Annotated in this window: 21 protein-coding genes, 1 pseudogene and 3 riboswitches; of the genes and pseudogenes, 17 read left to right on the top strand and 5 right to left on the bottom strand. The window is 38.9% G+C overall.

Annotated features, from left to right (window positions below):
- The 11 genes from FHR85_RS04455 to FHR85_RS14345 all read left to right on the top strand — a co-directional run bounded on the left by FHR85_RS04455 (position 1) and on the right by FHR85_RS14345 (position 11,455).
- Positions 1 to 1,335, top strand: coding sequence for a YycH family regulatory protein (locus tag FHR85_RS04455; RefSeq protein ID WP_167261490.1), 1,335 nt, complete (start codon positions 1 to 3; stop codon positions 1,333 to 1,335).
- Positions 1,336 to 1,337: 2 nt separating this feature from the next.
- Positions 1,338 to 2,174: a two-component system regulatory protein YycI gene (locus tag FHR85_RS04450; RefSeq protein WP_167261488.1), complete on the top strand. Its 837-nt coding sequence runs from the start codon at positions 1,338 to 1,340 to the stop codon at positions 2,172 to 2,174.
- On the top strand, positions 2,171 to 2,965 hold the full coding sequence (locus FHR85_RS04445; RefSeq protein WP_167261486.1) for an MBL fold metallo-hydrolase: 795 nt from the start codon (positions 2,171 to 2,173) through the stop codon (positions 2,963 to 2,965). The genes FHR85_RS04450 and FHR85_RS04445 overlap by 4 nt, the downstream gene beginning before the upstream one ends.
- A gap of 60 nt (positions 2,966 to 3,025) precedes the next feature.
- On the top strand, positions 3,026 to 4,267 hold the full coding sequence (locus tag FHR85_RS04440) for a S1C family serine protease (protein WP_167261484.1): 1,242 nt from the start codon (positions 3,026 to 3,028) through the stop codon (positions 4,265 to 4,267).
- Between the two features lie 446 nt (positions 4,268 to 4,713).
- Complete coding sequence (rlmH, locus tag FHR85_RS04435; protein ID WP_167261482.1) at positions 4,714 to 5,193, top strand: 23S rRNA (pseudouridine(1915)-N(3))-methyltransferase RlmH; 480 nt, start codon at positions 4,714 to 4,716, stop codon at positions 5,191 to 5,193.
- Between the two features lie 301 nt (positions 5,194 to 5,494).
- Positions 5,495 to 6,484: an aldo/keto reductase gene (locus FHR85_RS04430; RefSeq protein ID WP_167261480.1), complete on the top strand. Its 990-nt coding sequence runs from the start codon at positions 5,495 to 5,497 to the stop codon at positions 6,482 to 6,484.
- A 360-nt stretch (positions 6,485 to 6,844) separates the two neighbouring features.
- Positions 6,845 to 6,953: riboswitch (TPP riboswitch) on the top strand.
- 253 nt (positions 6,954 to 7,206) lie between these two features.
- Positions 7,207 to 7,312, top strand: a riboswitch (TPP riboswitch).
- A 36-nt stretch (positions 7,313 to 7,348) separates the two neighbouring features.
- Positions 7,349 to 8,035 carry a thiaminase II gene (gene tenA, locus FHR85_RS04425; RefSeq protein ID WP_167261479.1) on the top strand — a complete coding sequence of 229 codons (687 nt, stop codon included), beginning with the start codon at positions 7,349 to 7,351 and terminating at the stop codon, positions 8,033 to 8,035.
- Positions 8,032 to 8,832: a bifunctional hydroxymethylpyrimidine kinase/phosphomethylpyrimidine kinase gene (gene thiD, locus FHR85_RS04420; protein WP_167261478.1), complete on the top strand. Its 801-nt coding sequence runs from the start codon at positions 8,032 to 8,034 to the stop codon at positions 8,830 to 8,832. Before tenA ends, thiD begins: the two co-directional genes overlap by 4 nt.
- On the top strand, positions 8,829 to 9,569 hold the full coding sequence (gene thiM / locus FHR85_RS04415; RefSeq protein WP_167261477.1) for a hydroxyethylthiazole kinase: 741 nt from the start codon (positions 8,829 to 8,831) through the stop codon (positions 9,567 to 9,569). Before thiD ends, thiM begins: the two co-directional genes overlap by 4 nt.
- The gene (thiE, locus tag FHR85_RS04410; RefSeq protein WP_243864153.1) at positions 9,544 to 10,173 is read left to right on the top strand and encodes a thiamine phosphate synthase; all 630 of its coding nucleotides are present in this window, start codon (positions 9,544 to 9,546) and stop codon (positions 10,171 to 10,173) included. Before thiM ends, thiE begins: the two co-directional genes overlap by 26 nt.
- A gap of 817 nt (positions 10,174 to 10,990) precedes the next feature.
- Positions 10,991 to 11,455, top strand: coding sequence for a hypothetical protein (locus FHR85_RS14345; RefSeq protein WP_243864152.1), 465 nt, complete (start codon positions 10,991 to 10,993; stop codon positions 11,453 to 11,455).
- Positions 11,456 to 11,753: 298 nt separating this feature from the next.
- On the opposite strand, the gene lipA is transcribed toward FHR85_RS14345, so the two are convergent.
- Entirely contained in the window at positions 11,754 to 12,701 is a 948-nt protein-coding gene (lipA, locus tag FHR85_RS04400) for a lipoyl synthase (protein ID WP_167261475.1), read from the bottom strand.
- Positions 12,685 to 13,536 carry a lipoate--protein ligase family protein gene (locus FHR85_RS04395; protein ID WP_167261471.1) on the bottom strand — a complete coding sequence of 284 codons (852 nt, stop codon included), beginning with the start codon at positions 13,534 to 13,536 and terminating at the stop codon, positions 12,685 to 12,687. Before FHR85_RS04395 ends, lipA begins: the two co-directional genes overlap by 17 nt.
- A 609-nt stretch (positions 13,537 to 14,145) precedes the next feature.
- Positions 14,146 to 14,248, bottom strand: a riboswitch (TPP riboswitch).
- A 373-nt stretch (positions 14,249 to 14,621) separates the two neighbouring features.
- Between FHR85_RS04395 and FHR85_RS04390 the strand changes: the two genes are divergently transcribed.
- Positions 14,622 to 16,868 (top strand): YhgE/Pip domain-containing protein, encoded by a 2,247-nt coding sequence (locus tag FHR85_RS04390; RefSeq protein ID WP_167261469.1) that lies wholly within the window; start codon positions 14,622 to 14,624, stop codon positions 16,866 to 16,868.
- Positions 16,869 to 17,808: 940 nt separating this feature from the next.
- Here FHR85_RS04390 and FHR85_RS04385 read toward each other — a convergent pair.
- Positions 17,809 to 19,608 carry a cation:proton antiporter gene (locus FHR85_RS04385; protein ID WP_167261467.1) on the bottom strand — a complete coding sequence of 600 codons (1,800 nt, stop codon included), beginning with the start codon at positions 19,606 to 19,608 and terminating at the stop codon, positions 17,809 to 17,811.
- Positions 19,609 to 19,962: 354 nt separating this feature from the next.
- On the opposite strand from FHR85_RS04385, the gene FHR85_RS04380 reads away from it, so the two are divergent.
- From FHR85_RS04380 to FHR85_RS14545, 4 genes are all read left to right on the top strand, one after another.
- Positions 19,963 to 20,457: a hypothetical protein gene (locus tag FHR85_RS04380; RefSeq protein WP_167261465.1), complete on the top strand. Its 495-nt coding sequence runs from the start codon at positions 19,963 to 19,965 to the stop codon at positions 20,455 to 20,457.
- Positions 20,458 to 20,721: 264 nt separating this feature from the next.
- Positions 20,722 to 22,782 carry a BMQ_0737 family morphogenetic spore coat protein gene (locus FHR85_RS14295; protein ID WP_208379600.1) on the top strand — a complete coding sequence of 687 codons (2,061 nt, stop codon included), beginning with the start codon at positions 20,722 to 20,724 and terminating at the stop codon, positions 22,780 to 22,782.
- A 324-nt stretch (positions 22,783 to 23,106) separates the two neighbouring features.
- Positions 23,107 to 23,622: an RNA polymerase sigma factor gene (locus tag FHR85_RS04370; RefSeq protein ID WP_167261463.1), complete on the top strand. Its 516-nt coding sequence runs from the start codon at positions 23,107 to 23,109 to the stop codon at positions 23,620 to 23,622.
- Complete coding sequence (locus tag FHR85_RS14545; RefSeq protein WP_167261461.1) at positions 23,612 to 24,622, top strand: DUF4367 domain-containing protein; 1,011 nt, start codon at positions 23,612 to 23,614, stop codon at positions 24,620 to 24,622. The genes FHR85_RS04370 and FHR85_RS14545 overlap by 11 nt, the downstream gene beginning before the upstream one ends.
- 223 nt (positions 24,623 to 24,845) lie before the next feature.
- Here the strand turns inward: FHR85_RS14545 and FHR85_RS04360 are convergent, their stop codons facing one another.
- Together FHR85_RS04360 and FHR85_RS04355 are read right to left on the bottom strand one after the other, a co-directional pair.
- Positions 24,846 to 25,406: a DUF421 domain-containing protein gene (locus FHR85_RS04360; RefSeq protein WP_243864151.1), complete on the bottom strand. Its 561-nt coding sequence runs from the start codon at positions 25,404 to 25,406 to the stop codon at positions 24,846 to 24,848.
- 320 nt (positions 25,407 to 25,726) lie between these two features.
- Positions 25,727 to 25,879, bottom strand: coding sequence for a small acid-soluble spore protein P (locus tag FHR85_RS04355; protein ID WP_167261459.1), 153 nt, complete (start codon positions 25,877 to 25,879; stop codon positions 25,727 to 25,729).
- A gap of 166 nt (positions 25,880 to 26,045) precedes the next feature.
- Between FHR85_RS04355 and FHR85_RS04350 the strand changes: the two are divergent.
- Positions 26,046 to 26,831, top strand: a pseudogene (locus FHR85_RS04350) (NAD(P)-dependent alcohol dehydrogenase); the annotation flags it as partial.
- Positions 26,832 to 26,995: the final 164 nt, after the last annotated feature.

Raw genomic sequence — 26,995 nt, 5'->3', positions numbered from 1 at the left:
ATGGATTTAGAAAAGTTAAAATCAGCTGTTTTAGTCATCCTCGTTGCGACAAGTCTAGGGCTAACCTTTGCTTTATGGACATATCAACCTCAATACGAAGAAATGGATGAGATTACGTATTTAGAAGAGAATGAATTAGACGGTGAGCAGCAGACAATCAGTGAAGTTATGACGCCTGATCAAATTATTTTTAATAACAACAATACTTTCTCAAGATTAAAGAGTAAAACAGAGGAACAGCAGTTATTTCAGGATATGTCAGATTGGACATTTTCGAAATTAGATCAGTACCCATCGGAAGAAAATGGTGATGTTTGGACACCTAATGTTGAATTGGTGATGCCAGTCAGTGTTCCATATGAAGCGATTAATCAATTATTCGATGTTGATGATAGCACGAATCAACAGACTGGTTCATTTAATCGTGTTTTCTTTCAATTAACGCGAGGCTCAGAAGAACAAATTCGTGTGAGTTTCACCTCCGATCGTCATGATCAAGTGTTAAATGGATTGATCGAATCTGTAAGTGCTTATGATCATTTACAAGGCTATATCTATGATGACAATACAGCCTCAATGGAGAAAGTGGAACTTCACGAAGACCAGCCGAGGGACTATATTTATTTAACACGCGAAGACACAATAGCAACAGAGCATACGGTTTTGTTAAACGAATTAGACGAACAGCCGCTTAGAAATGTGTTATTTAGTAATCCGACATTGATTAGCCAACAAACTACAGGCGGAGATTATGAAAAAATATTAACAGACGGATCACGCTTATTAAGATTTAATAGCGCATTTAGTTCGGGTCATTATATTGAATATTTAAAACCAGCCACTGAAGAATTGAGCGATTTGAACTCAATGGAATTATTGACTAGAAGTATGAATCATACAAATGACTACTATGGGTGGACGAATAATTTTAACGCGAGTGAATTAAGCGAACAGAGCCAAACGATTCAATATCGCATGCATCAGAATGGGTATCCTGTTTTTGATGATAATCAATATGTGACGTTGCAGCAGATATGGGCTAATCAAGAGCTAGAGTCACTGTCACGCCCGTTGTTTAAACTCACGACACCGTTTCAGGATCGGGATAACGTGGAGCTTACGTCAGGCATATCGATCTATAACTACTTAGAAAGGAGCTCACAAGAGATATCTCTATCATTAGTCAGCGATATTAAGATGGGCTATGACTTGAGTGAAGAAGAAGGCTCGAGTAATGTGTTATTTTTAGAACCGAAGTGGTTTATTAAATATGCAGGGGATTGGCGTCCGTTTGGCTATTTTGAAGAACAAATCACCCTGCAGGAGGATGGATAAGCATGCAGTGGGGACAAATTAAATCATTGTTTATAATCAGCTTTCTCATCCTTAATGTGTTCTTAGGGCAACAATTATTTGAAAAAATCAGTGACACGGATCTGGAACGGTCATCGCAAGCGAGTTTTGAGGAACGTTTAGAAGCGCAAGAAATTGAGGTAGGAGAATTACCAGAATCAGGTAAAGAAGAGGTCTATATCTCATCGAATCGCTACGAATTCACAGAAGAAGACTTTAATAATATAGAAAACTCATTTAATAATCAAGAAATGGTGATTATGAATGATGATACGATCGTGAGTCAATTCAATGAACCTCTAGAACTTGATGGAGGGGATAATGATATTTTAGATCATGTGTATCGTGGTGAGGATTATGAGTTCTGGAAATCCTATAATAATCGATTAATCTTGTATTTCCAAAAACAGAACGATCGTCCCGTATTTTTCAATTATTCAGGTGTCTTAGCTGTACTCTTAAATGAAAATGGTGAAGTGACAAGCTACGCTCAAACCTTGTTAGGTGAACCGGAAGAAGAAAGCGAACCTCAAACGGTTCTTGATCCGATGAGCGTCATTAAAATATTGTATTCTGATGTATTAGAACGCCAAGATGAGATTACGGACATGAGTTTGGGGTATCATACGTTAGTGCCACTCGAAGAAGGGGAACAAATCTTTACCCCGACATGGAAAATCACGATTAATGATGAAGAAACACACTTTGTGAATGCAATTGAAGGACAAGTCATTCCTAGTGAGGAAGAGGAGTTTGTCGATTCCATCACCTATTTTGTAGACTATCAAGTAGAGGAACTGATTCGGAGTGAAACAGAATGAGCTTAGAATTTAGTGTTTTAGCATCAGGTAGTTCCGGGAATGCATTCTATATCGGAACAGAACAAACGAAATGGCTCGTTGATGCTGGGTTAAGTGGTAAGAAGATTGAAACATTGCTCGATGAAGTCGAGGTGAACCCAAATGACTTAGATGGTGTCTTAGTTACGCATGAACATAGTGACCATATAAAAGGGTTAGGCATCATGGCTAGGCGTTATAACTTGCCGATCTATGCTAATGAGAAGACATGGAGCGCCATGAATTCATCGATTGGCAAAGTCAGCCAAGAGCAGAAGTTCGAATTTGATATGGAAACCGTTCGAACCTTTGCGGATTTAGATGTCGAAAGTTTCGGTGTGTCTCATGATGCAGCAGATCCGATGTTTTATGTCTTTCACCATGAAGGAAAGAAAGTCGCTTTATTAACTGATACGGGTTATGTGTCAGAACGGATGAAGAAGACTGTAGAAAATGCTGATGCGATCCTGTTTGAAACGAACCATGATGTGGGTATGTTACAAATGGGTCGGTATCCGTGGAATGTGAAGCGGCGAATTCTCAGTGACTTAGGTCATGTCTCGAATGATGATGCCGCATGGGCGATGATGGATGTCATCGGCGATCAGACAAAGCAAATATTTTTAGGTCATTTAAGCCAAGATAACAATATGGTTGATTTGGCGCAGATGAGTGTTTCACAAACCTTAACCCAATACGACTATCCCATTGGAGACGGCTTGGACCTTGTCCCGACAAGTCCAATTAAGCCGACACCCTTGATTCGTTTATAACGTTGATAATTGATATTCACAACGTTGTAATAGATTAAAATCCCATAGCGAGGTGGTAAGATGAGTTATGATGATCAAAATGAGCATAACCAAACACCTAAGTCTAAGTCGAATAAATCCTGGCTTATAGGTGTAGTGGGTGCAGTTATTGGATCAATTATCATGTTTATTTTACTAACGTCATTCACAGATATGAATATGACGTTAGATGAGTCGAATGATACGAATAACACTGAGGAAACGGAGAACGCAAACTCAGAAGATTCACAAGGACAAAGTGGCAACAGTAATTCCGAAAATGTTAATGTCGATATTTCCACACAAACAACAGAAGTGGTCGATAGTGTATCGAATGCCATAGTTGGTGTTGTGAATATACAAGAACAGAATATTTTTGGTAGACAACAACAAGAATCTGGCCAAGGGTCTACAGGCTCAGGTGTTGTTTATAAAGAACAAGACGGCTCAGCTTATGTCGTGACCAATCATCATGTGATTGAAGGCGCTAGTTCAGTAGAGGTCGTCTTTCAAGATGAGACACAAGTAGAAGCCGAAGTTGTTGGAAGTGACATGTACACGGACTTAGCTGTTCTACGCATTGATAACGAACATGTCAGTGAAGTCATTGAGTTAGGTCAATCAGACTCCTTAGATGTGGGTGAACCTGTTGTTGCGATTGGTAACCCATTAGGTCTACAATTTGCAGGGTCTGTGACTAAAGGGGTTGTCAGCGGTAAAGACCGTTTAATTCCAGTTGACTTAAATGAAGATGGCACTAAAGATTGGCAAATGGAAGTCCTACAGACAGACGCAGCCATTAACCCTGGTAACTCAGGTGGTGCGCTCGTCAATATGAAAGGTCAACTTGTCGGGATTAACTCCATGAAAATCTCTTCTGCTCAGTTAGAAGGACTTGGTTTTGCGATCCCAATTGGTTCCGCGAAACCAATCATGGATGAGCTAGAAGCAGATGGAGCTGTCACGAGACCATACGTTGGTATTTCACCAATGTCATTAGCAGATGTGCCGAAATATCATTGGCAAAATACCTTAAACCTACCTGAAGATGTGCAAAAAGGTGTTGTGGTTGCATCTGTTGAGAATATGTCACCAGCAGCACAAGGTGGCTTAGAACAATATGATGTGATCGTTGAGATTGATGGACAATCAATCGAAAATGTCCTTCAGTTACGACAATATCTGTATAACGAAGCAGAAGCAGGACAAGACATTAACGTCACGTACTATCGTAACGGCGAACAACAAGAAACAACGATCTCACTCACATCACAAGAATTTTAAATGATGAATGAAGAACTTACTCACACTGTGGGTAAGTTCTTTTTAATATTCGGATATAGCCAGTTGTACACACTATTCACCGATTTATACACATCATGTGGGTGGAAAATAGTTTAATTCTCTATATATGGAGGAAGATAAGAATATCTCACTAAATATAGCACGAACATATGTTAATATGTGTGTAACTCTGTGGATAAATCCACTTATAGACAACATTACACAAGCTATAAAGAGTTTATGAACAAGTTATCAACAACACCTGTTAACAGTCTGAATAACTCCAAATCCGATAACATCAACGTTGCAAGAGATACACGACTTATGACATAGTGAAAGAGACATAGATTGAAAAACGAACATTTGTAATTGAAAGCGATGAAACAAACGTAAATATTAAAATGAAGTAAAGATGATTCAAAAGAATGCGCTCATGGAGGGATTTCATGCAGATTACCATCATATCCGTCGGCAAGTTAAAAGAGAAGTATCTAATCCAAGGCATCGACGAATACTTAAAACGACTAAGCAAATATGCCAAAGTTAAAATTGAAGAAGTACCAGACGAACAAGCACCTGATCAATTAAGTGAAGCGGAAGAAAAACAAGTCAAACAGAAGGAAGGAGAGAAGATATTCACAAAGTTATCCACAGATCAATACGTCATCACCTTAGATCTCGACGGCAAACAACTCACATCTGAACAATTCGCCCAAAAACTCGACGACCTAGCTACATACGGCAAAAGTAAAGTCGCCTTTGTGATTGGTGGCTCACTTGGGTTAAGTGACGACATTAAACAACGTAGTGACTTAGCGATTTCATTTAGTAAGATGACGTATCCTCATCAGTTGATGCGATTAATCTTGGTGGAGCAGGTTTATCGCGCGTTTAGGATTATGCGGGGGGAACCGTATCACAAATAGATGGAGATAGTATTAAATTTTTAAAAACATAGAAATCATTTTTAAAGAACAGAGTGTGATATGTGAAAAAGGTGATAATTATAACAATGATTTTCCTTCATATAAGCGCTTGTGATACTGGTCAATCTGTGCAAAATATAGCTAATAATTCAGATCAATCCATAGAAAAAAGTGTTTAAACTTATTTAGAAGTTAGTAAGGTTACAACCTAAAACATTTAAAAATTTCCAAGTCTTCATGTTTTAGTGTAATGTATAAGTGGGAAATTAAGTATATAACTTCATGATAAGGAGGAGTTTAGTTGAATTCGTTAGAGAAAGCACTTAAACATAAAGTAGGTCTTGGAACCGCGCCATTAGGGAATATGTTCAGAGATGTTCCAGAAGAGGAAGCGCAAAAAACCATACAAACCGCCTGGAATCAAGGAATTCGCTATTTTGATACTGCACCTTTTTATGGAGCAGGTTTAGCGGAAATGCGTTTAGGCGAGGCGTTATCAGCGTATAATCGTGATGATTATTTCATAGGGACGAAAGTTGGACGTTATATTACCGATGAAAAAGAAAATGCAGAAGGCTTATTTGAGGATGGTCGTCAAAATAAAGTCATAACGGATTATACAGAGGAAGCCACCATGAAATCTATTGAACAAAGTTTAGAACGGTTAAAAACCGATCACTTGGATATGGTCTTCGTTCATGATGTTTCCCCTGATTTTCATGGGGATGACTGGATCACAAAATTTGATGAGGCTAGAAATGGCGCCTTTCGTGTCTTAAGTCGCCTTCGTGAAGAAGGGGTAATCAAATCATGGGGACTTGGTGTTAATACAACTGAACCTATTGAACTAGCCATGGACTTAGAAGAAGCTCAACCTGATGTCTGCTTATCTGCCACACAATACACGCTTTTACAGCATGAGCATGCCTTAGAGCGCATGCTGCCAAAAGCTGAGGAAAAGGGTGTAGATATCATTGTAGGAAGTCCATTTAATTCGGGTGCGTTACTTGGAGGCGATCATTTTGATTATGCTAAAGCTGATCCTAATAGACTCCATCAAGTAAAGCAGTTAAAAGAAATTGCAGAAGATCATAATGTAAGCTTGAAAGCAGCAGGCTTACAATTTTCAACTGCTCATCCAGCAGTAAAAGCTGTTATTCCAGGTTCAACGCGTCCAGAGCACACTGCAGAAGATATAGAGATGATGAATCAAGACATCCCACAATCATTTTGGAATGAATTAGTGGACAAAGGGTTTATTTCTCAGCGAGCACCATTGCCTACTAAATAACGATGTTTTTCGAGAATAGTTAAGCACTTACCAAAAATCGGGTGCATTGATGAAGTATCAATGCACCCGATGTAAGTTAAAAAAAGGAGTTCTTTGAGATAACAGAGTTGAAGTGCAGAACTAGTGAATATTCCCTATTCGTCAACAGGATTTGTTTGAATCAAATAGCTTTGTTTATGTACCAAAAACAGATTTCTCTTTCGCTACTGTCTTGGTTATATTATTGGTCATTTATATCTTTAACACCCTGCATTGCCATCATGAGCAAGCCGAGTGTAATATAGAAGAATATTTCTGTTGCAAAAGATGCGTAACTTTCTGAACTTTGTTATACTATTATTATCCAAGTGAATAATGACGTTCAACTACTAGGGGTGCCTGTTAAGCGGGCTGAGAGGAAAGCTTTACTTTCCGACTCTTGGGACCTGATCTGGGTGATGCCAGCGTGGGGAAGTAGTCAACATACAATTGACAAACCGGGTCCCATTTATTAAGGGATCCGGTTTTTTGTTTTCATTTTCCCATTATTCATGAGAAGAGGAGGGGAATAGATGATGACCATGGTTGATTTGTTAGCTTTGAGAAGACTTAGAATATAGTTGCTTGTTTGGTAGGGGTGAATCTTACTTTCTAAAGCATGCTATAAACTGCATTATTACCATTTCACTTGGATGTTAAAGATGGTGGTAATTGAAGTGACCAACCGTTGTCATAAATGTATAAAACGTTGCTAGGGGCGCGAATATCATCGCTGAGATAAGGCAAAGCCTTAGTCCCTTTGAACCTGATTCGGGTCATGCCGACGAAGGGAAGCACTCAAAATTTCGAGTGGCTTCCTGTATACAAAATAAGGAGGCTATTTTTATGACGTTTACAGAAGAATTGAGAAGAGAAAACGATGATATATTTCAGGCGATTTTTGATCATCCGTTTGTTCGTGGACTTGGAGAAGGCGAGTTACCAGACGAAGCAGTTGCTCATTATGTGAAGGCGGACTATGAATATTTGAACACGTTCATGCAGCTATATGGAACGGCGGTATCTCAATCGAAAAAACGCGAGGATATTGCCTTTTTCCAGGCACAAATCGCTTTTGTACTTGGAGATGAGATCCATCCACACCGTAACTTGTGTAACTATATTGGTGTGCCATACGAAGAGCTTCAAGGCTTCCCGCTACCGCCTACGGCTGACCATTACCGTACGCATATGAAAAGTGTCGCGACGGAAGGGCTTCTCGGTAAAACAATCGCAGCCATGCTACCATGTCCGTGGACGTATCAGGAAATCGGCCAGGAACTGAAGAAAGAATTCTCTCCGGAGCCTGATCATCCTTTTTATGAATGGATTGAATTTTATGCTGATGATTCGATTACTTATACGACTGACTATTTGTTGAAGCGTCTAAATGAAGAAGCTGAAGCAGCCTCTTCTGAGGATCGCAAGCTTATGAAAGATGCTTTTAGAAAGAGTTGTCAGCTGGAATATGCTTTCTGGGAGATGTCTTATACGCTCGAAGGTTGGCCGGTTGCAGAAGGGGTGCTGAAATGAAGCCGTTTACAGCCCTTACAATTGCTGGTTCTGATTCTGGGGGAGGAGCTGGTATACAGGCAGATCTCAAAACATTTGAAGAATGGAAAGTGTATGGCATGTCTGTGCTCACCTCGCTAACAGCCCAGAATACGACAGGCGTTCAAGGTGTTCATCATGTTCCAGCGTCTTTTATTGAAACACAACTTACGGCCATAGAAGAAGACTTGCCTGTCGATGTCATCAAAACTGGAATGATAGCGACGAGAGAGACGGCGCAGGTGGTAGGGACATGGATCGCACGTCAGAATATCCCTTACGTGTGTGATCCGGTTATGGTGTCTACCAGTGGTCACCCGCTCATGGAAGAGGAGACGAGAGCAGCTTTATCTGAGTACCTGTTTCCTTATGCAACGGTCATCACACCGAATATACCTGAAGCGGAAACATTACTGGAGATGGAAATAAGTACAGAACGTGACATGGAAGAAGCAGCCCGGCGTTTGGTAGAAGAATTTGGAGCAGGTGGAGCACTTGTTAAAGGAGGTCATCTAGACGGGGAAGCGGTGGACGTATTATATGACGGAGAAGAAGTTAGAATGTATCGAGAGGATAAAGTTCTGACAGAGAATACGCATGGTACTGGTTGTACGTATGCTTCGGCGATTGCGGCCAATCTGGCGATGAAACGAACACTTTCGGGTGCTGTCGAACAGGCAAAGCCCTTCATCACTGAAGCTATCCGTTATTCTTTTGATATTGGATCCGGGAATGGTCCTACCAATCATTGGGCTCACAGAAAGGAGAGAGAACAATGAATCTTGAACAATTGAGGGAAGAACGCCCGCTCGTTCATCACATCACGAATGAGGTGGTCATGAACTTTACTGCGAATGGTCTGCTCGCATTCGGTGGCAGTCCTGTTATGTCTAAGGAAAAAGAAGAGATTGAAGAAATGGCCGGTATCGCGAATGCCATCGTACTGAATATTGGTACCGTCAGGAAAGAGGATTTAGAAACTATGATTAAAGCAGGAAAAACTGCAAATAAAGCAGGGGTTCTTGTGCTTCTAGATCCTGTTGGTGCGGGTGCAACTACTTTCAGGAAACAGGCGGTTCAAAGGATTATGAATGAAGTCGATATCTCTGTCGTGAAGGGGAATGCTGGAGAGATAGGTGCGCTTGCCGATATTCCTTTGAAGGTAAAAGGCGTGGATTCCGAAGAAGGTGGGGATGTAGAAGTCATTGCTTTAGAAGCGGCGAAGACTTTACAGACGATGGTTGTAGTGACTGGAGAGACAGATGTCATTAGTGATGGAAAAGACTTCTTCACGTCTTCGCACGGAACACCACTCCTCGGTTACATTACAGGCGCAGGGTGTCTGCTCGGATCTCTGATAGCCGCCTGCATTTCTATTGAGGAAGAGAAAATAGAAGCAGTACAGTTCGCTATTAATTTCTACAATAAAGCTGCCGAACGTGCTGAGAAGAAAGCGGGAGGCCCTGGGACATTTATTCCTCACCTGCTGGATGAATTGGGGGATACCGATGACTGACTATCTGCACACATATTTCATCATGGGGAGTCAGGATTGCAGGAAGGACCCGGAAATGGTGTTGCAACAGGCGATCCATGGTGGCATTACAGCCTTTCAATTCCGAGAAAAGGGTAAAAATGCGCTGAGTGGGCAGGCAAAGATAAAGCTTGGTCACCGTTTGCGAAGGATTTGTAAAGACTACGGCATCCCTTTCTTTGTAAATGATGATATTGAAATTGTTCGTGAATTGGAAGCAGACGGCGTTCATATTGGTCAGGACGACAGTGATATTAGGGAAATTCGGGAAATGTTTCCTGAGCTCCTAATAGGGCTATCCATTTCTACAACTGAAGAGCTTCATGTCAGTCGTTGGGATTTGGCTGACTACCTTGGTGTCGGTCCTGTGTTCAAAACTTCTTCAAAGGATGATGCGAAAGAAGTAATTGGCATCGAAGGTCTTCGTTTTATCCAAGAACAGGTGCCATTGCCTGTCGTCGCAATAGGGGGTATTGATGAATCGAATGCTCAGCATGTGAGACAGACAGGTGCAGGGGTAAGTGTGATTTCAGCTATTTCAAGGAGTGAACAGCCGAATGAAGCCGTTAAACGTTTGAAGAAATAGAGATGATATAGAGGATGTTCACTGGTGAAATTTTAACATGGCATTCAATTTGATTTTGATGCGGTTGATTTACTGAATTCATCCAAAACCAACGATATTGATATTAATAGAGAAAATTTCTTAGGCTCCATGTTATTTTCCCCTATTTGTAATATCGAAAGAGGAGACGAAATGGTACTTGTAGAAGAGGAAAGTAGTACGTTTATGAAATGATTGACCGTGAAGTTGTTGAGCCAATTCGAACTAACGTATGTGAAAACGTTAAAGGGAAATAATGCTAATCCTGGTCAGTTAAAATAGACTGGTGCAAGCTCGGTTTAATACCGGACTTGCACCAGTCAACTCACTAAAATACTACTGGGTTAATTTTTGAAGCTTAGTACAGTAAACATGTACTTCATCGTCATTACATTTTCAAAATTGGTTTAATGGTGTTTCCATTTGAGGAATCGGCAAATGCCTGGTTAATCTCCTCAGCAACCAAGTTCCCTTATGACAATGCCGTTGCTGAAACAACCTTCAAGGTAATCAGAATAGAGTTTGTAAAAGGTACCTATTTTATTGAACGATAAGACACTTGACCTTGAATTTTTTGATTGTGTGCACCGGTTCAATTATATCCTACCCATTAATCACTTAATTACTTATCACCTGTCGCGTTCAAGTTGAAAGACTCTAACGTTTTTGTCTAGTTTAGTGTTAATACACTAAACTATGTTAATATATGAGAAAAGTTATTCAATCTACTTTCTGCTTGGTTAGTTTTTCTCTAAAAGCAGGTGCTCAACTTCATAATGGACTTTTAGGAGGCTAGATCGTGAATCCCGAACGTGTAGAGGAATTGACCCAGAATATAAAAGAGATAAAGCATAACTTAGATGAAAAAACAGCAACTAAACTCGAATTGGACAAGTACATACGAAGCATTCAAAGGTTAGATTCATATTCTTCCGAATGTGAAGAATGCCAGAAGTATTCAGTAGAGTTAGAGAATCATTTTGAATATATGTTATCTAACGTTCATCAACTCACCAAAGAAGATTATAAAATTCATAATAAACAAACAAGGCAAGTGACTTCGCATTTACAACATACACATCAACTAACATCTGAAAACTTTTATATGATGGCATTTATATCTATTGGAAACGGTTTGGGTTTGCCATTGGGTTTGCTCCTTTTTGATAATCTTGTACTCGGAATGCTCATGGGGATGTGCATTGGTATAGCGATAGGAGCAGGGTTGGATGGAAATGCCAAGAAGAAAGGAAAACTAATTTAAATTATAGAAGGGCATTGACGTCAATACTTGCAATTAAATAAGATATTCGAAAGACCTTAACGATTTGTCTAGTATTTTGTCGATGACAGTATGTTGTCTCACTTAATTTGACAAATGAATTATTCAAATATGCTTTTACTATGGCATATTAAATACGACATTATATTTGGACACAACAATATCCCCAAAAGTTAGATTTTCGGTCTAACTTTTGGGGGGACAGTTCATGTGACAATGAACTCATCTTTCATAACTAGCGGTTCTTTATAAACAATTAGGTGCCACTGGATAAAACAGATTAAAAGAATTTAAAGTCTACTTCTGTATTTTCTTGTTCTTCATAGCCTTGCATATATTGAATTCTTCGTTGTGCTGATGCTTTGCTCACTTGTTCATCTGCATGATAGGAAGATCTTACAAGTGGTCCTGATTCACAATGGGTAAAACCTTTTTCCAATGCAATTTTCTTTAATTCCTCAAACTCATCCGGATGATAATAACGTTCGACATTTAAGTGTTTTTTGGTTGGCTGTAGATACTGTCCAATGGTTAGGATATTGACATCATGTGCCAATAAGTCATCCATTGCCTCAATAACTTCTTCCTTCGTTTCACCTAAGCCGACCATGATGCTGGATTTTGTTGGTGTCGTTGGAGCGATTTCTTTAACACGTTTTAAAAGTTGCAGTGATCTATCATAAGTAGCTTTTGCTCTAACACGTTTAGTCAAGCGGCGAACCGTTTCAATATTGTGGTTAAAAATATCCGGTTGACTGTCCATTAATGTATGGAGGCTCTCATAATCTCCCTTCATATCTGAAGGAAGTATTTCAATTGTACAAGCTGGATTTTGTTCGCGGATGGCACGAACAGTTTCAGCAAACACGGCTGCACCGCCATCGTTCAAGTCATCTCGTGCGACGGCTGTTACGACCACATGTTTTAACTCCATGACCTCAACGGAATCTGCAACTCGTTTTGGTTCTCCCCAGTCCAATTCATTCGGGAGACCTGTTTTGACAGCACAAAAGCCGCACCCGCGTGTACATGTATCCCCTAAGATAATAAAGGTAGCAGTTTTTCTTTCACTCCAGCATTCATAAATGTTCGGGCACTTTGCTTCTTCACAAACTGTGTTTAATCGGTTATCACGCATAAGATTTTTGAGCTTTTGATACGACTTATTAGTGTTGATCCTCGTTTTTAGCCACTCCGGTTTACGTATGTGCTCAGCTTGTTTGGCCACTTGTGACACGCTCCTTTGATAAATGAAAATTCCAGGCTTCTGATTTGTATTTTGTATTCGCCAGGTGAAAGACTTCTTCCCAATCCCTTTCTGAAAGTTCCAGCGGCCTGAACGTTATGTTTAAACCTGTTGAAAAGCCTTTTTTAAAAGCTGCAGTCATCGTCTCATATGTATGATGTTGATCCGTTAGTTGATTAATTGTGACTGCCTTATTCTGAAATGCTTTATGCTTTCGAGCCCTGCTTTCTTCAGTTTGAAAACGAAACAAATCAAATAACATATCTGTATTCATCGTTATTGGAATCGATCCATGTTGCATCAGCACACCGTTTTTCCGTGTCTGTGCATTTCCGGAGAGTTTTTTTCCATCAGCAACCATTTCATAATAAGTAGGCTCTTCAAAACAAATCGCTGATTGCCCTCTTGCAACCTGTTCATCCGGAATCGCATAGTCTGCCTCAATACCCAAGTTCTTGTATCCCTCTAAAACACCTTTTGATAAAATATAGTAAGCATCTTTCACTGATTGTGGAATACCTGGGTCCTGTTCTGAGATAACAAGACTATAAGTTAGCTCATGGTCATGCAGTACAGCGCTTCCGCCTGTCAGCCTGCGGACAAATTGGCAGCTGTGTTTGTTGACAGCACTAAAGTCAATCGTTTTTTCCGCCTTTTGAAAATGACCAATCGATAAACTAGGCTTTTCCCATCCATAAAACCGCAGTGTTGGTTGGATTCTACCTTCATGAAGCCAGTTAATCAAGCATTCATCAAGGGCCATATTAACGGCTGCATCATGATATCCCGTATCTAAAAATAACCATTCTCTTTCCATGGTATCACCTCCATTATAGTGTCCAATATAACCCTTATCTTTATAATAAGAAGATGGCTAACGAGAACGAATTACTTGGATTCTGAATTTCTCTTATACGCATCATAACATATAAAAATTTTCATTAAAGTAAATTATATACAATATATCTAAACTCTAATCGACCATTAATAGTGGCTTTTATATTGGCTCTGTTAAAGTTTAGTGTTGTTTTTCAAATGGTGTAGCACTGAGTTGTTGAATTGTGAGGAGCGAAGGTGGCGACTCCTGCAGGAACAGCACGAGTCTCGAGACCCCGCAGGCCAAGCTTTTCGGCCGAGGAGGCTCGAGCCGTGCCTGCGGAAAGCGTCCACCGGCAGCGGATCACAATATCAACAACGGACTTTAACAGAGCCTTTATATTAGAAAATGCCTGTTTGAATAGCGGAGCCATACTGAATGCCCCTAGCCCATTCACAGACAATTTAATAGCACTTCATTGAAATTATTTGAATTAAATAGCTTAGTCTTTCCGATTTCAGCTAATAAAATCCACGGATAATAACCCCTCTTTGAAAATAAAAAAACCACTCTGAAAATGGAGTGGTTTTGATACATGAAGACACTATGTATATTCCATCTCCACTTTCCTACGCTAGCATAATCCAGATCAGGTTATAAGGGATTAAGAAATAATTCTTATCTCAGCCTATTGGCACCCCTAGTGGGATATTTTTATTCTTTTATTTAAATCATATCTTAATTTTTTCATTTGTCAAACAAATACAAAAGTAAGTGTGTAGAATTGCTAGTACTTAATTGAACATTTTTATTATGGTCATATAGAGTTAAAAGTGCGTTTTATGTACATTCAGATTTTGCACTTATGACACATGTTGTCTTATTATGGTGATTATCCCTTTTGTGTTAATTAAAGACTGAACAGAACAAGAACGAATGCTATCTGGTTAAAATTATAGTAAAATAGGAATGAAATTTAGTTTTTAAACTAGGTACTTTTTCTTTCGATTATGTTCTCTTTAAGACATATGAAGAGTACTTGAGATTAAGACTTTTATATAATAAAGAATGAAGAAGGTATACACATGAAAAATAGTTGGAAAGTTTTTTCGAATGATATGACGAACATAATACGTAATTGGGTGGCGGCCATTTTGATTGGAGGTCTCATCATATTACCATCATTATATGCATGGTTTAATATCGAGGCTTCTTGGGATCCTTATGGGCAAACCGACGACATTCCAGTAGCTGTTGTCAATGAAGATGATGGGGGTCAGGTTAGAGACGAAAAAATTAACGTAGGTGCCAATCTTGTTAATGAACTAAAGAGTAACGATTCAATGAATTGGCAGTTTACAGACCGTGAAAAGGCAATGGAAAACCTGAAAAATGGTGATTATTTTGCGGTAATTGTTATTCCGGAAGATTTCTCTGATAAACTATCAACGGTTATTACAGACAATCCAGAAAAAAGCAACATGGATTATTATGTAAACGAAAAGATTAATGCCATATCCCCGAAGATAACAGATAAGGGTGCCAGTGCAATTGTGGAAGAAGTCAGTAGCAATTTTATCTCTACAGTAAATGGTGTTATTTTTGATAGATTTGACGAGCTAGGGGTAGAATTAGATCAAAACTTGCCAGATATTAAAAAGTTTGAAGACTATGTTTTTGAGATGGAAAAACAGCTTCCAGAAATTTATGATACGACTACAAAGGGGTTGCAAGATACGAAAGATGTGCAATCTATTATTAATAAAGCACAAGACATGATTCCAGAAGCTGAGCGGACAATGGATAATGGCCTTACGACAGTTAATGAAACAGAGGAATTATTATCGGATGCTGAAAATCGTTTGAATGAGTTAGCACCAAAAATTGGAGAAGACATGAAGAAAGCAAAAGGAACTGCTGAAGATATAAATGAGCTTCTGAAGGATGCTCAGAATGTGGATATCGATTTCAGTCAAGGTAAAGAATTGCAAGGAAGTATTGATCAATCATTAGACAATGCCATTACTCGTATCGATGATATAGAAGCGAATTTGAAACAGTTGAAGGAAATAAATGAAAACCAACAGAATAGTAACAACGAAACAGAGAATGCAAATGGGAATGGGGATGATTCATCTCAACAGGGGGACAATAATCAAAACAACAATAGCAATCAGAATCAGGTGATCGACGAAGCAATTAAAAGTTTGCAAACAATTCGAGAGGCTCTTCAAGAGGCACAGCAGAACGGGCAAAACATTACAGATTTTATTGACGATAAAGAAAAGCAAGTAAATTCTGTTATAACTGATTTAGAAGAATTGTCTGGAAATGCAGAAAACAGAATTGGGGAGTTTTTAACAGACTATAAAGAAAATATTGAACCAGTTGTCAAAGAGAAAATTAACAACGTACAACAAACACTATCTAATGCTAAGGAAATTTTATCCGAAGTTAACTCAACGATTCCAGAGGTGGAGAGAATCCTGTCAAACACAGAGAATCATATTAGTGAAGGGCAAGATAAGTTGAATACAATACTTGATGAGTATCCATATGTGAATACTAAAGTCAACAGTCTCGCTGACAGGATCCGTGAAATTCAGGGTGAAACAGATATCAATGAAATTATTGAGTTGTTACAGAATGATCCAGAGGCAGAAAGAAGTTTTTTTGAAGAACCAGTTCAACTAAGTAAGAATGAATTTTTTCCTATCCCGAATTATGGTTCAGCGATGACACCATTTTACACGGTTCTAGCTATATGGGTTGGTGGTCTTCTTCTAATATCGTTGTTGTCTGCAGATGTTCATGACAGAGTAGGTCTGACTGACAAGGCTCGTTATGTTGGTAAGTTGCTTACGTTCTTGACGATTGGACTACTGCAGACATTAATTGTTACGTTAGGTGATCACTTTATTTTGGGTGCATATATGGCACATCCGATTTGGTTTGTTATATTTGGCCTGTTGATTAGTATAGTATTTACCATAATTACTTTTACGTTGGTTTCACTTTTGGGTGATGTAGGAAAAGCAATGGTCATTGTCTTGCTTGTTTTGCAAATTGCGGGTGCAGGTGGTACATACCCAGTCGTATTACTACCTGAATTTTTCCAAGTAATTAACCCATTCCTTCCGTTCACATATGCCATTGATTTAATGCGTGAAGCCGTCGGGGGAATCATATGGAAAACAGCCATACACAATATAATCATTTTAAGTTCATTTGGCGTTGGTTTCTTTTTATTCGGTATCCTATCTAAAAGAGTGGTTAATAAACAGACTGATAAATTGATGAAAAAGTCTAGAGACGCAGGTTTATTCCATTAATAATTATAATAGTATATATGAGATCTCTGAATTATGGTGATTTGATAGTAGGCATGGGCCCATGCCTACTATCATTTTTAATACTCAAAGGAACGGACGATCATTTTTGTGTAACATTAAGCTATAACTCTCTTGTTTGAGAAGGAAAGGTCCACTAAGGTAACATAAAACGTGTGGTTGATGCAGTATGGGATTGCGGATCTCTATTAAGGTTATATAGCTCGTAAGAACTTCGGTTTCAGAGTACCGAGATGCTTTTCAGATTAACAACATTTCAGATGCTGTCAAAAAGATTAGTTACACTAGTTTTAACCAAATTTGTTACTTAGTTCGTCTCGTTTTTACGTTTTTCTTTCGTTAGCGGATGACGTGTGGGAAGATGAAACGTTTAAGCTCGATGCGTGATGGTCAATCAGTTTATAACGTCGTTTAATACGCCATGTTTAATGAATTTAATGGGCTATTTCCCTGAGACAGGGTCTATTCCGTGGCTCACGGTTGCTACGGTTTTGGTTGTCGTGTATTTAATCTTGTTATCGGATTGAGACATTTTTAGTGATTAACATGTTTGGTATCAGTGGTTTGACGAAAGGTCTGAAACTTTTATTTGAACGACAGCGTCTGGAAACGCTTGAGCAATTTGATAGAACGGGCTTTAGTTTCCCGAGTGATCATTCGACCGGGGTGATTACGTTTTATGGCTTCATGATTTATTTAACGGTGAACCTTATCATAAATAGTGGTGAACCGATGAGTTTCTCATTCTCAATATGGAAGTATTCAAATGCTAATCCAAATAGAAGGAGACTGTTCATGTGGTTCAAACAGTCTCCTTTTAGTATCATGATTGGATTTTTGCTCAAGTTACCTCATGCTGATTGCGTTATGAGTCGTTTTTGAAAAGTTTAAGACATCTATACTTGTATGCGTCATATGGCTTTCAAGACGACTCTTCCTCTGGTGGAATGAGGCTAATGATACGATCGCCTTCTTCTGCTGTTACTTCAGAATCGGGAGTGAAAAATTCTAGTTCTCCTGACTTCCTATGCACGAATAAACGGATTTCTCTTTCGCTTCTGTCTTCGTTATATTGTTGGTCATTATATTCCTTTGTGATCGGCGTTTTTTTAAATTCAAATCCATTTTCAATTGCTTCGGAAAGGGTTGTTAAGGAATATTCCTCATCAGATAAAACTCGCCCGCCTATTGTGGGTTTTAGATCTTTAACTGTTTCACCTTCTTCGACGCTTAATCGAAATACATTATGACGGCCATATTCAGGGATATATGTTGAACAGACCAGTGCATTGTAAGAATCGGAATCTGTCCCTGCAATGAGGTAATCAAATGGGGTCAGATCTATAGAGTGTTCAGTTTCTTCCGATAAGATCTCGCCATGATGATAAGGTAAGTCAGCTTCTTTTACTTTTTCTAATTTCTCAGAAGAAGATTCTACGATTTTAAAAGGAATTTTTAACTTTTGTAAAAACTGCCCAAATGATAACGAGAAAGGGTTACTGCCAACTAGCAACACGCCAGGTTGGTCATCTATAGAGAGGTCTAATTTCTTTGCTAGTGGCTCTAACGTAAAGCCATGGGCACATACCGTGAAAAAGACGAGTGCAAATGTTACAGGGGTGACAATGGTTGCATCTGTGTATCCTTCTTCTAATAAGATAGAAGCAAAATAACTTGATACGGTTAAAGCCACGATCCCTCGTGGTGCAATCCAACCCACTAATGCTTTTTCACTGAGAGATAAATCCGTTCGAATCGTGGAAAGCAATATAGATATTGGACGAACAAGAAATAACATTAACACGACAAATGCCAAGATTTCTGGCTGTAAGATATCTAATACCGTGTCCATCGTTAAAGATGCTGTTAACATCACAAAGATGGTTGATAATAGCAGAATCGAAATATTTTCCTTAAAATGGCGCATATCTTCAATCGACCGAACGCCAATGTTGGCTAAGGTCATTCCCATGACGGTGACGGCTAGAAGTCCAGACTCATGCTTAATTTCATCCGCAAGCGTAAAACAACTTATCACAATCGTAAACACAATGGGGGATTTAAGAAATTCAGGGATATAACCTTTTTTAAACATCCAACCAACGCCACGACCACACGCCCAGCCGAGAAGTCCAGCTAATAGAAACCCAACAAAAAAATCGAGTAATCTTGATGAATCCGCTGCGCCATTCGTTAACACGATGATGACTTCAAATGCTAAAACAGCTAGTAAGGCTCCTAAAGGGTCTACGATAATGCCTTCCCATTTCAATATTTTGGCTGGTCTTGGTTTTAACTTTGATTGACGTAATAACGGTAGAATAACGGTGGGCCCAGTAACGATAAATAAGGCGCCAATCACGAATGAGACAGCCCAACTTAACCCTGCGACATAATGGGCAGCTAGTGAACCTAAAATCCAACTTAATAAAGCGCCAATGGTGATCAAGCGAATAACAGGCCGACCTAGACCCTTTACTTCTTTTATATTTAAACTTAAACTACCCTCAAATAAAATGATGGCAACTGCAATAGAAATTAACGGTTTATATAAATCGCCAAATGTACCTTCAGGTTGGATGAGGTCAAAAATGGGTCCTGCCAATAAACCAACAACGGACATGACGACAATGGCGGGCATCTGAAAACGCCAAGAAATCCACTGTGACCCCATTCCTAATAAGATAATCATTATGATTTCAGCTAAAACAGATAGTGTCATATGGTATTGCTCCTCCTGCCGTATCTTGCCTAATCCTGTTTTAGATTTCCTGTATCGACTTCGTACTCTTTTTCACGACCAAGTTTGGTTGCTGTTTATGTAATGGCATCTTTATTTAGATCAATAATGGCAACCAAATCATTCTCATTAACGATCGCCTTCTTGGTGATTTACATATAGCTTTTGATAAGGGAAAAAATCTATACTTTGGAAAGTAAAATCTCTTGGAGAAATATAAAGTTGGCTACCACTTTAACGAATAGCGGGTGAATAAAATTTTATTGAGCAAAAGAGTAAATTGATTGAAGGATTTATAGCATTTATAAATAACTATAAAACAGGTGGGATGTTGAAATGAAATGGGAGAGTAATGATTCAAACGAAGAGTGGTTGTTGTTAGGCATGTTTTCGAACCCTCTTCACATTAATCAATTAGGTAAAGATTTGGCCATTTATTCGAGTGAATTGTTAATAAAATTTCACAACTATAATTCGCATCAACTGTATTATTGGAGGATCGTTGGTGCTGAAAATGATGATGGGGAGGATTTTCTTGAACTCTTTGAGCAGGAAGCCCCTTATCCGTTTAAATATGAACTAACAGAAGGACTTAACGGGGATCAAGATCATATTATAGTGTGCTCTAGTTTTACAACTGAACATGATTTAATTACAAGTATTCAAGGATATGGATTTGATAAAGATGGTAAGAAAGCTTTATCTACTATTGTGCTGAGGTTAGAACCTTCGTATGTCATAATTCACGCAGGGCCAGTTCTAAAAATCCAAGTGACTGATCAGGAGCCTGAAATGTTGGATGAAGAATTACATTTTTCTTCACTTAATTGAAAAATTGTTCCAGCAGGGTAATTTTTCAAAGATAAACAAGAACATCTTCAACTGTTTTCCTCAATTCTAGTGGCATATGAAGAGTGATTAGACTTGATAAGAATGCGGGTTTTTGGAAAGCGTTTGTGTCAATTTCTGCAGAAGTATCAAATCTTCATACCTATTTCAGGAGGTATTAGTTCTTTTCCCAAGCATAGTGTTTAGGCTCAGAATAATATAGTTTATGTTTTACTATATGAATGAGTTTAGGGAGGAGGCGCTATGTTGAACCAGCTTAACCTGTGTGATGTTTTAACCGCAAATTGTATTCTTACAGATCAAGAAGGAACGCCTTTAGATCCTTTATCACCAGGTTCGGTCAGTTGCAAAGAAATACCTCAGCAAAATGGCAGACAAGATGTCACTAAGACGTTACCAAGTGGTGAGGTCATAATCTTACAACAAGTGTCCGTTCAAATTAGTGGATTTTTTATCATTGAAATTACTGGACCTGGAACGACCTGTCGCAGCCAAGTTCTTCCGTTTTGTTTTAATGAAACTTATTTGTTGTGTGCGCCAGAGGGTACAGAGCTTGAATGTCATCTCACTCAATTTGATTGTCGTGCGCAACTAAACTGTCAAGATGGACTAGTAACCTCAGTAAATCTATTCTTAACGACTTGCCAAGATATACAAATGGTTACTGACACCGTCATTAATATTCCTGCAGAATGGTGTACACCGCGCCAAGAGCTTAACTTGAATCGTTGCTCGATGAAACTTCCAAATCAATGTCCAGAGATATTTCCTTCTACTACAATCTCTGAAGAATCCCAAGGCAATGTTAATGCTAATAAATCAACAAATGATACGTCCGTTTCTTCAAATCATATCTTACAAAATGAATTAGCTTGTTTATCGACAAGCAAGGTTTATGATTGGATTGTCAGCCCGAATACGTATCAACTGAATTTCAATGTAGACGATTTAGTGCTTGATTGTGATAACCCGCCTTGTGATGCGCATCTTTTTGTCCATGCGGCCTATGTATGTGAAGGTGATCTTCAAGGTCAAGTGCTTTGTGGTGACATACCTGTTGACGGCGCAGAAGTATCATTAAGTGCAGCCCCAGACATTGTGACATTCTCTCCTGAAACGACTTTGACAGATGCTAATGGCAATTTTGATACGAATCTCACTATTCCACCTGGAACCCCACCAACTTCCGTTACCATTACAGCTAATACGTTCGTTAGTGGTTTACCAATTACCACCTCACTAGATACGATTGTAGAGTGCCAGGGTCCTTGCCTTATTGAACTATTTACGACAGATGTCATTGAATGCGACGGATTTGTTGAAGGAAGAGTGATGTGTGGTGGCACACCAATTGAAGGCGCTACTATTCAGGTCACGTCAGATTCATCAGATGTCACTTTTGCTCATGACCAAATTATAACGGGTACTGATGGGAACTTCTTTGTAGGTGTGACGGTTGAACCTGGGACGTCATTACAGACCATTACAATTGATGCTTCAACCATAGTCGAAGGTCAGAACGTTTCGAGTTCTATTGATACCCAAATCGTTTGTCCTGATGACCTTTGTGTCTTAACACTAGACGTTCCAGCTAATATTAATTGTGAAGCGGTCATTACTGGTTCAATTGACTGTGATGGACCTATTAGTGGGGCTGACGTTACGTTAAGTAGTTTCCCAGATATTCTCACATTCAGTCCAAACCCTACACTGTCTCTGAACGGAAATTTCTCAACGACAGTGACGGTACAAGAGAATACGCCTTTGACATCAGTGTTGATTACGGCAACTACTATGGTGAACGGTGAAACTGTCTCGACACATGTCGGAACGGATGTAGAATGTCCTGCTCAAGAAGAATGTCCTTGTAAGTTCCGTATCGGTATTCAAGGTAATAGAGCCCCAGCAACTGTTAATATTACTCAACAAGGTGTCCCTTCAACCTTAGAAGGAACGATTAATGTGACGGCCGTTGAATGTTTTACGGCAGCACCTATGTGTAATCCTGCCGTTGATAACTTTAATATAACATTTAGATCTGGAGGCACCACGATTAATTTTGTTCAAGGAAGAAGGGTTCACATTGATTGCACAGCCAATACTGCTAGAGTACATGGAACCGCCATGGCTAGTGGAAATTTATTCGATGATATATTTGATGTAGAGATTATATTGACGCTGTTACCAGGTAACATGGGGACATGGCAAATTAATGCTCGTGATCTATTAGGGAATTCATTTAGCACGACGTTTACAGCACGTTTGAGTCCGATAACGTTTATTGGGGATTGTAACCAACGACCTTAGTGGCATTTCAGGACAAAAAAGAAATAATGATAAATCTTTGACGGCTTCACGTGACAGAGCAAGTCATAATAACATCACAACTAGCAACAATAATACACGCAATTGTTAATCTATAACGACTCAATCACTTTATCTCCTCTTCAGGAACGATGGCTTGAAGAGGCGTTTTTTTGTCTGATGTCCATCTTTTTCAGTCAATGTCATGCTTCCTCTTTCTTTGACAGTATGAAAAAATATACAATGATTAAAATGAATTTTTGAACGTTGCGATATCTTGGAAGCGTATTCGTCTAATGATATAGAACGTAAAATGGGGGACAGCTCATGCAAAAAACGACACTGATCTCAGTTTGGTATGAACTCTATAGTGATGAGCTCTATAGTTTCTTACTTTATAGAGTTGGAGAAGCGGATGTGGAGGATTTGTTGCAGGAAGTGTTTATTCGGGCTTATAAAGGTTTGGATTTCTTTAATGGCGACGCTAATCCGAAAACCTGGTTGTACAGTATTGCTCGGAACATTTCCATCGATGAAATCCGAAAAAGACAAAGACAGAAATGGAAAAGCATCATTCCATTCGAAACGAATCATGAACCCAAAACAGAGAGAACGCCAGAACATGAGCTTGAATTAGACGAAGAAAAACAAGTCGTTTATCAAGCGATCCAATCGCTTAAGCCTGCCTTTAGGGATGTGCTTATATTAAGAGGAATAAAAGAGTTAAGTGTTATAGAAACGACGGATGTTCTAAATTGGACAGAAAATAAAGTAAGGTCTACATATCACCGAGCCAAACAAAGCTTAGCACAAGAGATCGGAGGTGATCCGCGTGAACAATAAGAATCTTGATGAACTTTTAAAGTCCATGCCAAGTAAACAAATAGAACCTGGAAAGAGAGACGACATCCATCAAGCTATTATGGAAGATGCAGAAAAGCATGAGCGACAAAGTTGGTGGCAGCAAAACCGCCAATCTATTGTAGCAATCGGCGGTTCATTTGTGGTCATCTTTTTAGCTTTCATTATTTTCTTTTTTCCAAATATGGACGCCTTCTTTACAGGGGATGAAAAATCTGTTGAGATTCCTGAACTTGAAAAATTTGATCGAGCCTTTTATTTACCGACTTATGCCCCATTCGACATACATGATGTGGAGTACGATCATCTTTATTTAGGATCTCGAGAAATCCAAGATAGTGAAATTGTCTATACACAAGAGGATAATCCTGACTACTTGGTACCCGAAGTTGTCTATTATTCGCATACAGATCCAGTGAGGAAAATGGATGTTAGTTTTTCACATAAGTCTGAACACGTCTCATACGAAGAAATTGAAGATTATGATGAACGGGTGACGCTCGATAATGGGATTGAAGCTAAATATTATGAGACCCCAAGTGACCGACCAGGACAAATAATCGCTTGGGAGAGCGATGGTTTAATGATTCAACTCTCGATCCGATCGATAGAAGATCCTGTTCAACGTGATGAGATGATCAAAATTGCCAATTCATTTGAAAGGTATGAAGTAGGATCTGCAGATAAACATCCTTTTCTCCAAAACCAGATCAAACAATTTGAAGGTTTATCGTCATTAAGTGGAGAGAAAACAAAACAGATCCGAGAACTTTTAGAAAATGCGGTTTGGGACGGAACGAGTGATGTCGACATGCAATATCCACCGAACTACGTTTTAGACGACTATAGAATTTGGATTCATCCTCAACAAGATAGGATCGATGTAATTAACACGGACAATGGCGATTACGCGGAGTTAGATAAGGAAGAATCAGAAGAATTATATGAGTTGATAACAGGTGAAGCATTAGGTTCAAATTAATGAACAAATGGACTTAGTTGGCTTTAAGTCGATCATTCGGCACAATCGAATCTACAAAACAAATCCCGTACGACGTAAATGCTCGCGCGGGATTTGTTTTGTGTAGTAAGTACATTTTAATGTGAACCAAGATTTTTTCATGATCCGATTTTTGTTTTTGGCGTGTATGATTTTGCTGTTTGACTTTGTGTGATTCTTGCATGGGTTTACCAGATCATTGCTCTTAATCCAGATTCTTTTTAGGCTGTTGTTTATGCTTCCTGTCTTTGACCTCAGTAAATATGTTATCTTGCGTATTTGGTTGAGTTGCTGAGTTTCCATTCTGAGGATGAGGTTGATTTGATTCAATTAGCGATTTGAGCATCTGAATATCCTGTTTAGTAGCATATTGGTTATCAGTTTTTAGCATATATCCTAGCTGACCGTTCGGTTCTATAGTAGCCCATTGTATATCACTTATATGTTGGATATTTTGTTGTCTCATTCGCATTTCAAGCATATCAACTGATAGCCGTAGTTTTTTTAAATTGCTTTCATTAATTTGGCCGTTTTCGACTACTGTAAGTGATTTTCCATAAATAAACGTCTCAAGGACATCCGATTTCAAAACGACATACTCAACTAAGAGAAGTGTACCTACCATGAGAATTGTACTCACCATGGTAATCCAAATACTTCTGTCGCCAACAGGTTGAATAATCAATGAACCAATAGCGATCATCATGACAGTCTGGGCAACCGTAAGCTGTGATATGGATTTTCTTCCTGCTAACCGCAAAATCATTATTCCCCCTACGACGACGAGGACAGCCTTCCATATGAAATTGAAATCCAAAATCATCCCCCTCTTTTCAAAAGTTGCTTAATATATCTTGGGTTCATGCTTCCTGATTAAAATAAAAAATCAGATGTCCAATTTCTATTATTTATTGTGGTTGATATCCTTTACTTTATTCTCTACTGGTCAAAGGATAAGTACATGCAGAACGTCTTCATGACATAATCAAATTCAAAGAAACAATCCCGTATGACCATTAACGTCTTACGGGATTGCTTCATGGAGAATGAGCATGTTTATGTGAATTGGACTTTTTTCTTTAAAGTCTACATATCATGGTCTGTTTTTTGTTTTTGCCGTGTATGATTTTTCTGTTTTACCTTGTGTGAGCCTTGCATGGGTTTACCATACGGCTGTTTCGGACTCTTTGGTAAGTCTGGTTTTTCCTGCTGTTTTGGTCCTTTGGGTTTTCCACTCATTGATGATCTCCTCCTTGGTGATTTACATATAGTTTTTGACAAGGGTAAGGAATCTATACAGTGAACGGAATCACTAGCGAATGAAAATGATCAATAATGCAAAGGTTATATCATATCAATTACAATGAGCGAGTCGCATTTAATGGTTAAATAGAGATGTTAATGATGTGAAACGTTCAATGAATTAAATTTCGGTGGTACACATGATGATTCGACACATCGTTTATCTAAAGATGGTCAACCACTTTCAACATTCTTTGGCCAATCGTCATTTGGTACATATGCCGTTGCTCACGAGCGTAATGTTGTCAAAGTCGATCAAGATGTGGATCTAGCGTTATTAGGGCCTTTGGGATGTGGGATTCAAACAGGAGCAGGTAATGTTCTGAATTGCATTAAGCCAGAGTTCGGTTCGGCTATTACGATTTATGGAGCAGGAGCAGTTGGTTTAAGTGCAATCATGGCGGCTAAATTAGTTGGTTGTAAAAAGATTATTGCTGTTGATGTGCACGATTCACGACTGGAGCTAGCAAAAGAGCTTGGTGCAACACATACCTTAAATGGTTCAAAAGTTGATGTCTTAGAAGAGATTAAAGAATTAACTAACGGCGGCACGACTTATGCAGTGGAAACGACAGGTGTTCCGGAAGTTGTTCGCCAGAGTTTACAAGCATTACGTCCCCTAGGTGTATCGGCGATCGTGGGTGTGACGCCAGAAATGGATATCGACGTGCATAATGACTTAATGGCTGAAGGAAAAACAATGGTCGGGGTCATTGAAGGTGATTCAGTACCCAATGTCTTCATTCCAGATTTAGTTGAATACTACAAAGCAGGACAATTCCCGTTCGATAAACTGGTTAAATTCTATGACTTTGAAAACATTAACCAAGCCTTTGAAAACTCTAAAAATGGTGAGACAATTAAACCTATACTAAAAATCAACCGATAAAATAGAGGTGGACTTTACACCTTTCAAGCAGTTCATAGCTGTTTGGAAGGTGTATTTTTTTATGCGAGTGGGGAAGTGAGTTGTTATACAAATCAGAAAATTATCAAGTATTACAGTGAAAAAGATTGTTGAAATATGTTGTTAATACTTCGAGATAGAATTGG

The sequence above is a fragment of the Alkalibacillus almallahensis genome (assembly GCF_011761495.1).
Classification (GTDB): Bacteria; Bacillota; Bacilli; order Bacillales; family Alkalibacillaceae; genus Alkalibacillus; species Alkalibacillus almallahensis.
Note: the sequence above shows the minus strand (reverse complement) of the source record. Positions and strands in the feature narration are given on the sequence as shown.

Excerpts from the sequence above, each read along its gene's own strand:
- FHR85_RS04455 (WP_167261490.1), top strand. The coding sequence starts at position 1 with ATGGATTTAGAAAAGTTAAAATCAGCTGTTTTAGTCATCCTCGTTGCG.
- FHR85_RS04450 (WP_167261488.1), top strand. The coding sequence starts at position 1,338 with ATGCAGTGGGGACAAATTAAATCATTGTTTATAATCAGCTTTCTCATC.
- FHR85_RS04445 (WP_167261486.1), top strand. The coding sequence starts at position 2,171 with ATGAGCTTAGAATTTAGTGTTTTAGCATCAGGTAGTTCCGGGAATGCA.
- FHR85_RS04440 (WP_167261484.1), top strand. The coding sequence starts at position 3,026 with ATGAGTTATGATGATCAAAATGAGCATAACCAAACACCTAAGTCTAAG.
- rlmH (WP_167261482.1), top strand. The coding sequence starts at position 4,714 with ATGCAGATTACCATCATATCCGTCGGCAAGTTAAAAGAGAAGTATCTA.
- tenA (WP_167261479.1), top strand. The coding sequence starts at position 7,349 with ATGACGTTTACAGAAGAATTGAGAAGAGAAAACGATGATATATTTCAG.
- thiD (WP_167261478.1), top strand. The coding sequence starts at position 8,032 with ATGAAGCCGTTTACAGCCCTTACAATTGCTGGTTCTGATTCTGGGGGA.
- thiM (WP_167261477.1), top strand. The coding sequence starts at position 8,829 with ATGAATCTTGAACAATTGAGGGAAGAACGCCCGCTCGTTCATCACATC.
- thiE (WP_243864153.1), top strand. The coding sequence starts at position 9,544 with ATGAATTGGGGGATACCGATGACTGACTATCTGCACACATATTTCATC.
- FHR85_RS04395 (WP_167261471.1), bottom strand. The coding sequence starts at position 13,536 with ATGGAAAGAGAATGGTTATTTTTAGATACGGGATATCATGATGCAGCC.
- FHR85_RS04390 (WP_167261469.1), top strand. The coding sequence starts at position 14,622 with ATGAAAAATAGTTGGAAAGTTTTTTCGAATGATATGACGAACATAATA.
- FHR85_RS04385 (WP_167261467.1), bottom strand. The coding sequence starts at position 19,608 with ATGACACTATCTGTTTTAGCTGAAATCATAATGATTATCTTATTAGGA.
- FHR85_RS04380 (WP_167261465.1), top strand. The coding sequence starts at position 19,963 with ATGAAATGGGAGAGTAATGATTCAAACGAAGAGTGGTTGTTGTTAGGC.
- FHR85_RS04370 (WP_167261463.1), top strand. The coding sequence starts at position 23,107 with ATGCAAAAAACGACACTGATCTCAGTTTGGTATGAACTCTATAGTGAT.
- FHR85_RS04360 (WP_243864151.1), bottom strand. The coding sequence starts at position 25,406 with ATGATTTTGCGGTTAGCAGGAAGAAAATCCATATCACAGCTTACGGTT.
- FHR85_RS04355 (WP_167261459.1), bottom strand. The coding sequence starts at position 25,879 with ATGAGTGGAAAACCCAAAGGACCAAAACAGCAGGAAAAACCAGACTTA.